We start from the raw sequence: 14,219 nt of genomic DNA, 5'->3' as shown, positions 1-14,219 counted from the left end.
CCGCTCCCACCAGCCCCCCGCCAATCACTCGCCCAGCAGTGCCGCAAGCTCTGCGTCGGTCAACAGACCTGCTGGGTATCGCTCTCGCAACACTCGCCGTGTATCGGTCTTCCTGACCCGGATTGCTCCATTGTGTTTCAACCACTGCGCCACACGCTCTAGCGCTTCGTGGTTCAAGGCCGATGGGGACGAAGCCGGCTCACTTGCTGCATTCATTTCGACACGTACTCCCTGGGGTCGTGAGCGGCTAATCTATTCAAACTTTGTGACAGAACGATGCGGTTCTATCTCGTTGAAATACAATGCAAAACAAATACAAGAGGTATGCCAGCGCGGGTGCCGATTGTCGCTTGCCCATAAAAAACCCGTCAAGCGACGGGTTTTTTTATGGCCGGATTTCAGCCCTTGGCCGGAGCCGGTTGCTGCTGGGTCAGGCAGTGAATGTTGCCGCCCCCCAGGAGCATTTCGCGTCCTGGGATCATGACCACTTCGTGATCAGGGAACACCTTGCTCAGAATCGCTCTAGCCTCGGCATCTGCCGGGTCGTCGAAGCTCGGGGCGATGATGCCGCCATTGACGATCAGGAAGTTGACGTAGGAGCCGGCCAGGCGAACCGAGGGGTTGCGCTCCTGGCTGCCAGCCACCGGATCGACGCCATCGCACTCTTCTTCAGTGGCAAACAGCGGGCCGGGGATCGGCATTTTGTGCACGGTAAAGGTGCGGCCTTTGGCGTCTCGGCTGTTCTGCAACACCTCGAGGGCAGCGTGGCAGCGTGCGTAGTTGGGGTCTTGCGGATCATCTGTCCAGGCCAGTAACACTTCGCCCGGGCGCACGTAACAGCAGAAGTTGTCGACGTGGCCGTCGGTCTCGTCGTTGAACAGGCCATCGGGCAGCCAGACGATGGTGTCCACCGCCAGGTGATCACGCAGGATCGCTTCGATCTGCTCGCGGTTCAGGTGCGGATTGCGGTTGTGGTTGAGCAGGCATTCTTCGGTGGTGATCAGGGTGCCTTCACCGTCGACATGGATCGAGCCGCCTTCCAGTACAAAGCCTTCGGTGTGGTAGCGCTGGCAGCGCTCCATTTCCAGGACCTTGCTGGCCAGTTGTTCATCGCGGTTCCACGGCGCGTACAGGCCGCCCTCGAAACCACCCCAGGCGTTGAAACCCCAGTCGACGCCGCGCACTTCGCCGTTGTCGTTGATGACGAAGGTCGGCCCGGTGTCACGCACCCAGGCGTCGTCGTTGCTGATTTCCACAACGCGGATGTTCGGTGCGTCCAGGCGGGCGCGGGCATTGTCGTACTGGGCTGCGGAGACGGCCACGGTAACCGGCTCGAAACGCGCGATGGCCTTGGCCAGGGTCACGTGGGCGGCCTGTACCGGTTTGCCGCCCAGGCGCCAGTTGTCCGGGCGCTCGGGCCAGACCATCCATACCTGGGTTTGCGGCGCCCATTCGGCTGGCATGTAGAAGCCGTCGGCGCGTGGGGTGCTGGTCAGGGTTTTCATGAGTCAACCTTTGCAGTGCCCGACGCGGGCGCAAGCCCGCGTCGAGGTCATTGAATGTTCAGGATTCCAGCGCGCCGTCGAGGGTTTTCACCGGGCCGTACAGGTTTGGACGGCGGTCACGGAAAGTGCCCCAGGCGCTACGGATGTGCTCCAGTTTATCGAGATCGAAAGTATGCACCAGCACACCCTCTTCGGTCTCATTGAGCTCCTGGACTTTCTCACCGAACTGGTTGGCGATGAACGACGAGCCATAGAAGGTGATGTCGTAGCCGTCCTGCTCTTCGTTGCCGATGCGGTTGCTGGCGATCAGCGGCATCAGGTTGGCGCCGGCATGGCCTTGCTGCACGCGCTGCCAGTGGTCACGCGAGGAGATGGTCTTGTCATGCGGCTCGCTGCCGATGGCGGTCGGGTAGAACAGCACTTCTGCACCCAGCAGCGCCATGCTGCGTGCGCACTCCGGGAACCACTGGTCCCAGCAGATGCCCACGCCGATCTTGGCGTAGCGGGTCTGCCAGACCTTGAAGCCGGTGTCGCCCGGGTTGAAGTAGTACTTCTCGTGGTAGCCAGGGCCGTCCGGGATGTGGGTCTTGCGGTACACACCCAGGTTGCTGCCATCGGCATCAATGATCGCGATGCTGTTGAAGCGGGCGCGGCCGGCCAGCTCGAAGAAGCTGATCGGCAGTACCACTTCCAGCTCCTTGGCGATCTGCTGGAAGTGCTCGATGGCAGCGTTGATCTCGACTGGCGTTGCCAGCTGCAGATAGTCAGGGTTTGGTTTCTGGCAGAAGTACGGGGTTTCGAACAGTTCCTGGATCAGGATGATCTGCGCGCCTTTGGCGGCAGCTTCACGCACCAGCTTCTCAGCGGTGGCGAGGTTGGCCTGGCGATCCCAGGTACAGGCCATCTGGGTGGCGGCGACGGTGACGGTGCGGCTCATGAAAACCTCCTCGAAGGGTGACTGGGCCGACTGACCGTAGCAGGCGACCGATGACAGATTGCAGCGTTGTGGACGCATTTATATCCGATAAATATCGACTTTAAAAGCCAGAATGAAAATATTAAGACCACAAAAAAGCCATATAACCCGATAACAATCGGGTTATATGGCTCTGAGTTGAGGGTTACAGCACTTCGCTGAGCACCTGGTCGATGCTGTCGACAAAGAAATCGACACTGGCGCGGGTGGTACACATCGGTGGCTTGATCTTGAGGATGTTCAGGTAGTCGCCAGTGGGCTGCATGAAGATGCCCAGGTCACGCAGGCGGTTGCACAGTGTGGTGGTTTCTTCAGTGGCAGGCTCCAGGGTGTCGCGGTCACGCACCAGCTCCAGGCCGAGGTAAAAGCCCGAGCCGTGTACAGCGCCGGCCAGCGGATGTTTATCGACCAACGCTTGCAGGCGTGCCTTGAAGTGCCGGCCAACATCCCGGGCATTGTTCCACAGGCCTTCTTCGCCCATCACGTCGAGCACCGCCATACCGATCCGGCAACTGACCGGGCTACCGCCGGCCGACGAGAAGAAGTAGCCCTCGGCTTCCAGCGCCTCGGCAATTTCGCGCCGGGTGATCACCGCGCCCAGCGGGTGGCCGTTGCCCATGCCCTTGGCCATGGTGATGATATCGGGCACCACGCCCTGCTCCTCGAAGCCCCAGAAGTACTCGCCCAAGCGGCCGTAGCCCACCTGCACCTCGTCGGCGATGCACACCCCGCCGGCCGCCCGGACCTTGGCATAGGCCTGTTGCAGATAGCCCGGTGGCAGGGAGATACCGCCCGCATTGCCATACACCGGCTCACAGATGAAGCCGGCCAGTTGGCGTTGTTCGGCCGCCAGTGCGTCGAGCTTGGCATCGACATCGGCCAGGTATTCGGCTGCGCTGCCTTCGCCACGGTAGGCGCCGCGATAGGTGTTCGGCGCAATCACCGGGTGTACCCACTCCGGCCGGGTGCTCAGCGCCTGGGGGTTGTCGGCAATGGACGTGGAGATCGCATCGGTGGCCACCGACCAGCCGTGGTAGGCCTCCAGCACGCTGAGCATGTCGCGCCCGCCGCTGAAAGCCCAGGCCAGGCGAATGGCCAGGTCGTTCGCCTCGGTACCGCTGTTGACCAGGAACACCCGGTCCATGCCCTCGGGAGCCAGCTCCAGCAGGCGCTCGGAGAACTCGGCAATAGCCGCGTAGTGAAAACGCGAGTTGGTATTGAGCAGCGACCATTGCCGCGCCGCTTCGTTGACCATGCGCGGGTGACCGTGGCCCAGCACCGCGACGTTGTTGAGCATGTCCAGGTAGGAGCGGCCCTGCATGTCGATCAAGTAGTTGCGCCAGCCGCGCTCGATATGCGGCGGCTGCTGGTAGTAGTGCTTCTGCGAGCGGGCGAAGCTGGCGTCGCGACGTTCCAGCAACTGGCGTGCATCCACCAGGGGCTCGGCATTGCAGTCGAACCCCAGCAGCGCTTGCGGTGACGGGCACAGCGCCTGCCAGGCGGCAGCGCGGGACGGCACCACAAAGGCAGGCGGCTGCAGGCCAGCAACGCGGCACAGCTGCACGGTCAGCAATCCGCTGCTTTGCCCCAGCGACTGCCCGGCGCTCACCTGCGTGCCGGCTGCCGGGGTATCGGCCAAACCTTTCAACCAGAGACTGCACTGCTCACCTTGCAGGCAGCCCTGCCCGACTGCCGCTGGCTGCCAGGTGCCCGCCCAGGGCGCTTGCACGGCCATGCCCGCAGGCAGCTGCAACTCGACGCTCAGGGCGAAGGTCGCAGGCTCCTGTGGATTGTCGATATGAGTCTGTGAAAGCCGGTACTGGCCATACAACGAGCAGGCAGCGCCCTGCTCGCCTGCCTGCTCGCTCAGTAGCTGTTGGTCGATACCGGCTTGCTCCCAGTTGCCGGCCTGGAAGTGGCGGCCGAGTACGCCCAGATCCACTGGCATGACCGAGCCTGCCTGCAGCCCCGGCAATAGCGGCGCACTGGAGGCCAGGTCAACGGCAGGCACGTCGAGACCAGCCACTTGCAGGATCGCCGCTTCCATCAGCTCGAACGGCACGCCGGTGGCGACATCGAAAATTTCCCATTCGTGGGCCAGGTTATCGCGGCTGTAGGCGTTGCCCGGATCGACACTCAACTGCTGTTCGCTGCTCAGCACCAGCACCGCCGCACGCGCCACGATCATCGGCCACAAGGCCTTGAGTTCGGCTTCGGTCAGGGGGTTGAGTGCGTGGTAAGCCTCGACTGCTGGCAGGATGCGCAGCGGGTCGCCCTCGGCATGGTGCAGCAGTGCCGCGCAGGTCACCGCCAGGTCGGCGATGCGCCAGGTGTGCATCAGGTCGCCGAAGTCGATGACCCCTTGCAACTGCCATTGGCGCTGGTCGTCGCGTTGCCACACGGCGTTGTCGTCGGTGATGTCCAGGTGCACGGCCTGCATCGGCAACTGCTCGAGCAAAGGTTGCAGGCGTTGTTCAGCCTTGCGTGCGGCCTCAAGCACCTGTGCTTTGCGCGGCCCCTCGGCGAGTACCGGCAGCAGGTGAGCGATCAGCGCCTGGGCATGACGGGGGTCCCATTGCAGGGTGCGTTCGAGTCCTGGGTGATTGAAGTCGGCCAGCGCCTGGTCGATTCGGGCACACAGTCGGCCCAGCTCGGCGATCAGCTGCGGCTCCATGTGTTTGAGACGGGTGAGGGACTGGCCTTCGATATAGTCGAGCAGGCGCACGCGCAACGGCTGGCCATCGAGGTCCAGCGCCAGCAACTGCTCGCCGGACGTGGCACCGATCACAGCCGGCACGGGCAGCCCGCGTTCGCGCAGGAAACCCAGGGCCGCATGCTGGGCCTCTAGCTCAGCCACGGCATAGGTACCATGGCATATTTTCAGCACATAGCGCCCGCTGGGTGCATCGACACGAAAGTTCAGGTCTTGCTGGCTGCCCAGGGACTGCAATGAACCGCTGAGCCCGTAGCGCTCCTGCAGTACGCGCAGGGCCTGCTGCTCGCTGACGTTGGGGCAGGGCTGGCTGGAGCGGTGGATCAGGGTACTGAGCGGCATGACGGGACCTCGTTTTTTTTGCTGCTTATATCGCCACCGCTCCCGTCGATAAGCAAGTACGGCAGGAAAAAAGCGATGGGCGAGCGGGCTTGTGTGTTGGGCAAGACACCGACAAGCTAGTCTTCAACAGATAACCGTCAGAAACGCGAAAGGTCCTTGAACATGCGAATTCTCATTACCGGCGGCGCCGGGTTCATCGGTTCAGCCCTGATTCGCCACCTGATCGATACCACCGAACATGAAGTGCTGAATCTCGACAAACTGACCTACGCCGGCAACCTGGAATCCTTGGCCAGCATCGTCACCAACACCCGCTACGAGTTCGTCCAGGCCGACATCAACGACCAGGCCACGGTCACGGCCGTGCTGCAGCGCTTCGAGCCCCAGGCGGTCATGCACCTGGCGGCCGAGTCCCATGTGGACCGCTCGATCGATGGCCCGGCACCGTTCATCCAGACCAACATCGTCGGCACCTATGCTTTCCTCGAGGCCACCCGCGGCTATTGGCAAGCGCTGCCTGACGCGGCGCGCAGCAACTTTCGCTTCCACCACATTTCCACCGACGAAGTGTATGGCGACCTGCACGATACCGATGCACTGTTCAACGAAACCACCGCCTACGCCCCCAGCTCGCCCTACTCGGCAAGCAAGGCGGCATCCGACCATCTGGTCCGCGCCTGGCATCGCACCTACGGGCTGCCGGTGGTCATCAGCAATTGCTCGAACAACTACGGACCGTTCCAGTTCCCGGAAAAACTCATACCGCTGACGATCCTCAACGCCCTCGCAGGCAAACCATTGCCGGTGTACGGCAATGGCCTGCAGGTGCGCGACTGGCTGTTCGTCGATGACCATGCCCGTGCGCTGCTAACAGTCGTGACCGGTGGCGAGGTCGGCCAGACCTACAACATCGGCGGGCACAATGAGCAGAAGAACATTGATGTGGTGCGTGGCATCTGCACCCTGCTCGAAGAGCTCGCACCGCAGCGACCTGCTGGCGTGGCGAACTACGCCAACCTGATTACTTTTGTTGAAGACCGCCCCGGCCATGACCAGCGCTATGCCATCGACGCCGGCAAGATCGAACGCCAACTCGGCTGGGTACCCGACGAGACCTTCACCACCGGCTTGCGCAAGACCGTGCAGTGGTACCTGGAGAATTTGGAATGGTGCCAGCGGGTCCAGGACGGCAGCTATCAAGGCCAGCGCCTGGGCAACAGTGACTTCAAGGATTTGATTGCATGACCAAGGGCATTGTCCTGGCAGGGGGGACCGGTACCCGCCTGCATCCCATCACCCTCGGCGTTTCCAAGCAACTGCTGCCAATTTACGACAAGCCGATGATCTACTACCCGATCTCGGTACTGATGCTCGCTGGCATTCGTGAAATCCTGCTGATCTCGACCCCGCAGGATCTACCGCAATACCAGCAGCTGTTCGGCGACGGCAGCCAGTTCGGCACCCAGCTCAGTTATGCCGAACAACCGTCACCCGACGGGTTGGCCCAGGCCTTCCTGATTGGCGAGCAGTTCATCGCGGACGACTCGGTGTGCCTGATTCTGGGTGACAACATTTTCTACGGCCAAGGCTTCAGCGAGCAGTTGCAGCGGGCGATCAACCAGCCTGGCGGTGCCACTGTGTTCGGCTACCGGGTCAAGGACCCGGAGCGTTTTGGCGTGGTGGAGTTCGATGCTCAGGGGCGGGCACTGTCCATCGAAGAAAAGCCGCTCCAGCCACGCTCCAACTACGCCGTTACCGGGCTGTATTTCTACGACAACGACGTGATCGAGATCGCCAAGGGCATCAAGCCTTCGGCCCGTGGCGAGCTGGAAATCACTGATGTCACCAATGCCTATCTGCAACGCGGCGACCTGCGCGTTGAGCGCTTTGGCCGAGGCTTCGCCTGGCTCGACACCGGCACCCACGACAGCCTGCTCGAAGCCTCGCAGTATGTGCAGGCCATCGAGCATCGCCAGGGCCTGAAGGTCGCATGCCTTGAAGAGATCGCCTTCCAGCAGGGCTGGATCAACCGCGCGCAATTACTGGAGCGTGCAAGGATTTTTGGCAAGATCGGCTATGGCCAATACCTCTACCGCCTGGCTGAAGAGCAAGCATGAATATCATCTCAACTACCTTGCCCGGCGTGCTGATGCTTGAACCCAAGGTGTTCGGCGACGAGCGCGGCTTTTTCTACGAAAGCTTCAACGCCCGCACCTTCGAGCAGCAGACCGGCGTGACTGCACGCTTTGTGCAGGACAATCACTCAGCTTCGTGTCGTGGCGTACTGCGCGGCCTGCACTACCAACTGGAAAACACCCAGGGCAAGCTGGTGCGGGTAACGCGTGGCGAAGTGCTGGATGTGGCAGTGGACATTCGCCGCAGCTCCCCTTGCTTTGGCCAGTGGGTGGCGGCGCGGCTGTCGGCAGACAACCACCGCCAACTCTGGGTACCCGAAGGCTTCGCCCACGGTTTTGTGGTGCTGAGCGAAAGCGCCGAGTTTCTGTACAAGACCACCGACTACTACAACCCGAGCGCCGAGCGCTGCATTCGCTGGGACGACCCGGACCTGGCCATCGACTGGCAGCTCACTGAGCCCCCTCAGCTTTCCGCCAGGGACCAGGCTGGCCAGTGGCTGAAGGACGCGGACCTGTTTCCATGAGCCTGCACATCCTCATCATCGGCCAACACGGCCAAATCTCCCAGGCCCTGCAACAACGCCTGCATGACCTTGGCACGCTCCAGGTACTGGGACGCAACCAACTGGACCTGGCCCAGCCCGACAGCCTTCGCGCCCCCGTGCAACAGCTCAGGCCGGACCTGATCATCAACGCCGCCGCCTACACGGCCGTGGACCTGGCCGAAAGCGAGCCGGACCTTGCGCTCGCGATAAATGCCCGGTCGCCTGGCGTGCTGGCCGAAGAAGCGGCGCGCCTTGGCATACCGTTGATCCACTACTCCACCGACTATGTGTTCGATGGCAGCAAGACAACGCCCTATACCGAGGACGACCTGCCAAACCCGTTGAACGTGTATGGCCGTAGCAAGCTGGCCGGTGAAGAAGCCATCAAGGCCGTCGCGGGCCAGCACCTGATCTTGCGCACGAGTTGGGTGTATTCGCGCCAGGGCCGTAATTTCTTGCTGACCCTGCAACGCCTGCTGCAGGAAAAGCCGCAGCTGCGCATCGTCGCTGATCAGGTCGGTGCCCCCACCTGGGCCGGGACCATCGCCCACAGCACCCGAGCCTTGATCGAGCGCTGGCAAACAGATCAGGCCGGCCCGTGGGGCACCTATCACCTGACGGCTCAGGGCGAGACTTCCTGGTTCGGTTTTGCCCAGGCGATTGCCGAGCACTTGAAAGCCCAGGGCCTGCCCTGCGCCGACCTGCTGCCAATCCCCTCCAGCGACTACCCGAGCCCGGCCCGGCGGCCACTGAACTCACGCCTTGACTGCAGCCACCTGCAGCACCACTGGCAAGTCAGCCAGCCCCACTGGCAGCAGGCGCTGATCGACTGCCTGAAGTAGCGCATAATGCGCCAGATCACCCTGGCGCAATTGCGATGACCATGACTCCACCTCCTCCACGACGCCCTCGCTGGCGCAGCCTCGCCCTGTTGGCGATTTGCCTGGCGCCGTTGCTCTGGCCCCTGCAGCACCTTGCCGAACGCTACTACCAGGAAGAACTGGCCAGCCAGAACCGCCAGACCCTCGACCTGTACGTGGCCAACCTGCTGGGCACCCTGCACCGCTATGAAACCCTTCCGCAGATCCTTGGCGACCTGCCTGCCCTGCGGGCGGTGCTGGCCGACCCGTTGCGGCTCGAAACCCTGACCAACGCCAACCGCCTGCTCAAGGACATCACCACCCAGACGGGCGCCGAAGTCATGTACCTGCTGGACGCCAACGGCAATACGCTGGCGGCCTCGAACTGGGACAAACGCGACAGTTTCATCGCCCGCAACTTCACCTTCCGGCCTTACTACAGTGAAGCCATTGCCGGTCGCCTGGGACGCTTCTTCGGCCAGGGCACCACCTCCGCCAAGCGCGGTTACTACTTTGCCGCCGCGGTCCGTGACGGGGAACGGATCATCGGTGCGCTGGTGGTCAAGGTCGACCTGGACCATACCGAAAACCTGTGGGGCAAGACGCCCGAGCAACTGCTGGTAACCGACCATAATGGCGTGGTCATTCTTACCTCGCGCCCGGACTGGCGCTTCCGCGCCACTCGGCCGCTGACCGATGCCGAGCGTGAAGCGATCGTCGCTATCAAGCCTTACCCGACCCAGGCGCCGCAGCCACTGAACCTCGACCGGGCGGCCTGGCTGATCCAGACCGAAGCCATCGAAGAAACCGGCTGGCAAGCCAGCATCCTGGCTCCACGGTCCATCGTCGACCGCTCGGTGAGCACCGTGCTGGCCATTGGTGCCGCAGCGTTGCTGGTGCTGATGTTGCTGCTGGGCCTGATGATGCAGCGCCGACGCCATTACATGGACCGCATCGACTTCGAGGCCCACGGGCGCCAGGAATTGGAAAAGCGTGTAATCGAGCGTACCGCCGACCTCGAAGGCCTCAACAGCCGCCTGAAAAACGAGGTACTGGAGCGCGAACAAGCTCAGCAGGAACTGGTGCGCGCCCAGGATGAACTGGTCCAGGCCGGCAAATTGTCGGTGCTCGGGACCATGTCGGCGAGCATCAGTCATGAACTCAACCAGCCGCTGGCGGCCATCCGCAGCTATGCAGAAAACGCCGAGATCCTGCTGGATCACCAGCGCACCGACGATGCCCGCAGCAACCTCAAGCTCATCAGCGAACTGACCGGGCGCATGGCTTCGATCATCGCCCACCTGCGCGCCTTCGCCCGCCGCGACCGCCATGCCCCCGAGAGTGTGGCGTTGCAACCGGCGCTGGACGATGCCCTGGCCCTGCTGGCCAAGCGTCGGCGGGCCATGGCGGTAGAGCTGGTACGTGACCTGCCGGACGCCACGCTGTGGGTCCAGGCCGGGGAAACCCGCCTGCGCCAGGTGCTCGGAAACCTGCTGGCCAACGCCCTGGATGCCCTGACCGAGAAGGCCAACCCGCGCAAACTCTGGCTAAGTGCCGAACAGCGCGACGGCAACGTCTACCTGTACATTCGCGACAACGGCCCGGGGTTTTCCAGTGAAGCCCTGGCCCGCGCCCGCGAGCCGTTTTTCACCACCAAGACACGCACCCAGGGCCTTGGCCTGGGCCTGGCGATCTGCGATACCTTGATGCGGGCGTTGGGTGGCGAACTGGTGCTCGGCAACCACCCCGAAGGGGGTGCCCTGCTTACCCTGCAACTGCGCGTGGCCAAACCCGGCGCCAACCTGCAACCCTCGGAGGACCCATCGGCATGACGACCGAGCCGCTCATCGACAGCCGCGTACAGGTGATTCTGGTCGACGACGACCCGCACCTGCGCCAGGCCCTGAGCCAGACCCTGGACCTGGCCGGCCTCAAGGTCCTGTCGCTGAGCGACGCCCAGGGCCTGGCCGGGCGAATCGAGCAGGACTGGCCCGGGGTGCTGGTCAGCGATATCCGCATGCCCGGCATCGACGGCCTGCAACTGCTGGAGCAGGTACAGGCCCAGGACCCGGAATTACCGGTGCTGCTGATTACCGGGCACGGCGATGTGCCCCTGGCGGTGCAGGCCATGCGCGCCGGTGCCTACGATTTTCTCGAGAAGCCCTTCGCCAGCGATGCCCTGCTCGACAGCGTGCGCCGCGCCCTGGCCTTGCGCCGCCTGGTGCTGGACAACCGCAGCCTGCGTCTGGCCCTGAGCGACCGTCAGCAATTGAGCACCCGCCTGGTGGGCCAGTCAGCGCCAATGCTGCGTTTGCGCGAGCAGATCGGTGCGCTGGCCGGTACTCGTGCCGACGTGCTGATCCTCGGTGAAACCGGTGCCGGTAAAGAAGTGGTGGCGCGTGCGCTGCATGATTTGTCGAGCCGCCGCGACGGCCCGTTTGTCGCCATCAACGCCGGGGCCCTGGCGGAATCGGTAGTCGAAAGCGAGCTGTTCGGCCATGAACCCGGCGCCTTTACCGGCGCGCAGAAGCGCCGCATCGGCAAGTTCGAGTTCGCCAACGGCGGCACGCTGTTCCTCGATGAAATCGAAAGTATGAGCCTGGACGTACAGGTCAAGCTGCTGCGCCTGTTGCAGGAGCGGGTAGTCGAGCGTCTCGGCGGCAACCTGCAGATTCCCCTGGATATCCGCATCATCGCCGCCACCAAGGAAGACTTGCGCCAGGCCGCCGATCAGGGTCGCTTCCGTGCCGACCTGTATTACCGCCTGAACGTTGCACCGCTACGCATCCCGCCGCTACGCGAACGTGGCGACGATGTCCTGGTGCTGTTCCAGCATTTCGCCGACGCCGCCAGTGACCGCCACGGTCTGCCGCCTCACACCTTGCAGCCCGCACAGCGTGCATTGCTGCTGCGCCATAACTGGCCGGGCAATGTCCGTGAGCTGCAGAATGTGGCGGAGCGCTTCGCCCTGGGCCTTGAGCTGGCCCTGGACGGCGACGCGCCACCGCCCGCCCAGGCCCAGGCATCACCCGTGAACAGCGGCAACCTCAGCGATCAGGTCGAGCAGTTCGAGCGCGCGTTGATCGCCGCCGAACTGGCTCAGCCGCACAGCTCCATGCGCAGCCTGGCCGAAGCCCTGGGCATTCCCCGCAAAACCCTGCACGACAAGCTGCGCAAGCATGGCCTGAGTTTCGCCGACAGCAACGCCAGCACTGACGAGATGGAGGACACCCGCCCATGACCACGGACAGCCGCTACCTTGAATCGGTGCTGCACGGTGACATTCCCCTGACCCGCGAAATGGGCCTGCAGGTGCTCGACTGGGAACAGCAGCGCTTGCGCCTGCAGTTGCCGCTCGAAGCCAACGTCAATCACAAGAGCACCATGTTCGGCGGCAGCCTGTATTGCGCTGCCGTACTGGTCGGTTGGGGCTGGTTGCACCTGCGTCTGCGCGAGGCGGGGATCGACGATGGCCACATCGTCATCCAGGAAGGTCAGATCAGCTATCCACTGCCGGTCACCGGCGCAGCCATCGCCACGTGCGAGGCACCGGAGGAAAAAACCTGGGAGCGCTTCATCGCCACCTACCAGCGCCGTGGCCGGGCACGCCTGAACCTGCACACGCGGGTCAGCAACGCCGGTAGCGATGAGGCCGCCGTGTTGTTCAGCGGCCAGTACGTGCTACATCGCTGAAGCCAGTTGCAGCAGCCGCTCACGCCAGGGAGCGGCTGCTGGCAGCGCGAGGAAGAAGGGATTGAGCAACGACTCGCGCGGCGGGTATACAAACACCTGGCCATCAAGCCCCAGCACTTCGCCGCCTGCGCCTTCCAGTACGCCCTGGGCAGCGGCGGTGTCCCACTGCGAAGTTGGCGCCAGGCGCGGATAGCAGTCGGCAGCGCCTTCGGCCAGCAGGCAGAACTTCAGCGAGCTGCCGATATTGGCAAGTTCAAGCTCACCCACCGCCGAACTCAGGCCGGCCAGCAGGGCTTCCTGCTGCGGGCTTGAATGGCGACGACTGGCCACCACGGTAAAGCCCTGCCCCGCAGGCGGTGCCAGGCGGACTTGAATAGCGTGCGCTGCGCCATCGGCCTCGGCGCACCAGGCGCCAATACCCTGGCCACCGTAGTAGCAGCGGCCATTGGTAGGAATCGCCACAACCCCGAACACCACCCGGCCTTGCTCGATGAGGGCGATGTTGACGGTGAACTCCTCGGTGCCGGCGATGAACTCCTTGGTCCCGTCCAACGGGTCGACCAGCCACCAGCGCTGCCATTGCTGGCGCTCGCTCAGGGGAATCTCGCAGTCTTCCTCGGACAGTACCGGAATTTGTGGGGCCAGTTCCCGCAAGCCTTTGGCAATCACCTCATGGGCCGCCAGGTCGGCTGCGGTGACCGGGGATTCATCGGCCTTGGACGTCACTGCGACATCAGCACGCCAGAACGGCAGGATGGCCTTGCCCGCCTCGCGAGCCAGCTCAACCACTGCCTGCATCAATTGCACATCGCTCATGCGCCGAACACTCCGCGCTGGGTCAACAGGTCACGCACCAGGTACAACGCCGCCAGGGCGCGCCCTTCGGAAAACTGCGGGTGCTGGGCCAGGGCCGAGAGCTCGCGCAGGCTGACCTTGTCGACCCGCATCGGCTCGGGCTCGTCGCCTTCCAGGCGCTCTTCATAGAGGTCGGTGGCCAGTACCACCTGGATCTTCTGGCTCATGTAGCCCGGCGACAGGGAGAGTTCGGTCAGGTGCTCGAGTTGGCGAGCGCCAAAGCCGGCTTCTTCCTTGAGTTCGCGGTCGGCAGCGGCCAGAACATCCTCACCCGGCTCGATCAGGCCCTTGGGCAGGGACAGTTCGTATTCGTCGGTGCCGCCGCAATATTCTTCGACCAGCACCGCATGCTCGCTGTCGAGCATCGCCACGATCATCACCGCACCATAACCGTTGCCGCGTCCCACCAGCCGCTCATAAGTGCGCTCGTTGCCATTGGCAAAGCGCAATTGCACAGCCTCGACCCGGAACAGGCGGCTGCTGGCGACAATCTCGCGGGAGAGAACGGTGGGTTTCTGGCGCATGGGGCGGCTCCTTGGCGTGAACGGGTTACTATACCGTGGCTTGCCCGGCCACCGCTGCCCTGACTGTCCGA

At 63.4% G+C, this 14,219-nt stretch carries 12 protein-coding genes; 7 read left to right on the top strand and 5 right to left on the bottom strand.

Features of this window, described 5'->3' with window-relative positions; translation table 11 throughout:
• Positions 1 to 398 precede the first annotated feature (398 nt).
• From aguA to ABVN19_RS24400, 3 genes are all read right to left on the bottom strand, one after another.
• Positions 399 to 1,505: an agmatine deiminase gene (gene aguA, locus ABVN19_RS24410; RefSeq protein WP_028942286.1), complete on the bottom strand. Its 1,107-nt coding sequence runs from the start codon at positions 1,503 to 1,505 to the stop codon at positions 399 to 401.
• Between the two features lie 58 nt (positions 1,506 to 1,563).
• Positions 1,564 to 2,442: an N-carbamoylputrescine amidase gene (gene aguB / locus ABVN19_RS24405; RefSeq protein ID WP_028942287.1), complete on the bottom strand. Its 879-nt coding sequence runs from the start codon at positions 2,440 to 2,442 to the stop codon at positions 1,564 to 1,566.
• Positions 2,443 to 2,626: 184 nt separating this feature from the next.
• The gene (locus tag ABVN19_RS24400; protein ID WP_105641423.1) at positions 2,627 to 5,536 is read right to left on the bottom strand and encodes an aminotransferase; all 2,910 of its coding nucleotides are present in this window, start codon (positions 5,534 to 5,536) and stop codon (positions 2,627 to 2,629) included.
• Between the two features lie 162 nt (positions 5,537 to 5,698).
• On the opposite strand from ABVN19_RS24400, the gene rfbB reads away from it, so the two are divergent.
• The 7 genes from rfbB to ABVN19_RS24365 are packed head-to-tail and all read left to right on the top strand — an operon-like array spanning position 5,699 to position 12,769.
• Positions 5,699 to 6,781 carry a dTDP-glucose 4,6-dehydratase gene (rfbB, locus tag ABVN19_RS24395; RefSeq protein WP_105641422.1) on the top strand — a complete coding sequence of 361 codons (1,083 nt, stop codon included), beginning with the start codon at positions 5,699 to 5,701 and terminating at the stop codon, positions 6,779 to 6,781.
• Positions 6,778 to 7,653 carry a glucose-1-phosphate thymidylyltransferase RfbA gene (rfbA, locus tag ABVN19_RS24390; RefSeq protein WP_105641421.1) on the top strand — a complete coding sequence of 292 codons (876 nt, stop codon included), beginning with the start codon at positions 6,778 to 6,780 and terminating at the stop codon, positions 7,651 to 7,653. The genes rfbB and rfbA overlap by 4 nt, the downstream gene beginning before the upstream one ends.
• Entirely contained in the window at positions 7,650 to 8,195 is a 546-nt protein-coding gene (gene rfbC / locus ABVN19_RS24385; RefSeq protein WP_028942291.1) for a dTDP-4-dehydrorhamnose 3,5-epimerase, read from the top strand. Before rfbA ends, rfbC begins: the two co-directional genes overlap by 4 nt.
• A gap of 2 nt (positions 8,196 to 8,197) precedes the next feature.
• Complete coding sequence (gene rfbD, locus ABVN19_RS24380; RefSeq protein WP_028942292.1) at positions 8,198 to 9,058, top strand: dTDP-4-dehydrorhamnose reductase; 861 nt, start codon at positions 8,198 to 8,200, stop codon at positions 9,056 to 9,058.
• Positions 9,059 to 9,099: 41 nt separating this feature from the next.
• Complete coding sequence (locus ABVN19_RS24375) at positions 9,100 to 10,908, top strand: ATP-binding protein (protein ID WP_028942293.1); 1,809 nt, start codon at positions 9,100 to 9,102, stop codon at positions 10,906 to 10,908.
• A complete protein-coding gene (locus ABVN19_RS24370; protein WP_105641420.1) occupies positions 10,905 to 12,317 on the top strand; it encodes a sigma-54 dependent transcriptional regulator in 1,413 nt (470 codons plus the stop codon). The genes ABVN19_RS24375 and ABVN19_RS24370 overlap by 4 nt, the downstream gene beginning before the upstream one ends.
• On the top strand, positions 12,314 to 12,769 hold the full coding sequence (locus ABVN19_RS24365; RefSeq protein ID WP_105641419.1) for a YiiD C-terminal domain-containing protein: 456 nt from the start codon (positions 12,314 to 12,316) through the stop codon (positions 12,767 to 12,769). The genes ABVN19_RS24370 and ABVN19_RS24365 overlap by 4 nt, the downstream gene beginning before the upstream one ends.
• Here the strand turns inward: ABVN19_RS24365 and cysQ are convergent.
• Together cysQ and nudE are read right to left on the bottom strand one after the other, a co-directional pair.
• A complete protein-coding gene (cysQ, locus tag ABVN19_RS24360; protein ID WP_028942296.1) occupies positions 12,758 to 13,585 on the bottom strand; it encodes a 3'(2'),5'-bisphosphate nucleotidase CysQ in 828 nt (275 codons plus the stop codon). The genes ABVN19_RS24365 and cysQ overlap by 12 nt on opposite strands.
• Positions 13,582 to 14,148 (bottom strand): ADP compounds hydrolase NudE, encoded by a 567-nt coding sequence (gene nudE / locus ABVN19_RS24355; protein ID WP_028942297.1) that lies wholly within the window; start codon positions 14,146 to 14,148, stop codon positions 13,582 to 13,584. Before nudE ends, cysQ begins: the two co-directional genes overlap by 4 nt.
• Positions 14,149 to 14,219: the final 71 nt, after the last annotated feature.

It is taken from the genome of Pseudomonas vranovensis, assembly GCF_040438935.1.
GTDB lineage: Bacteria > Pseudomonadota > Gammaproteobacteria > Pseudomonadales > Pseudomonadaceae > Aquipseudomonas > Aquipseudomonas vranovensis.
The sequence above is the reverse complement of the archived record's forward strand: the minus strand, read 5'-3'. Positions and strand labels throughout refer to the sequence as shown.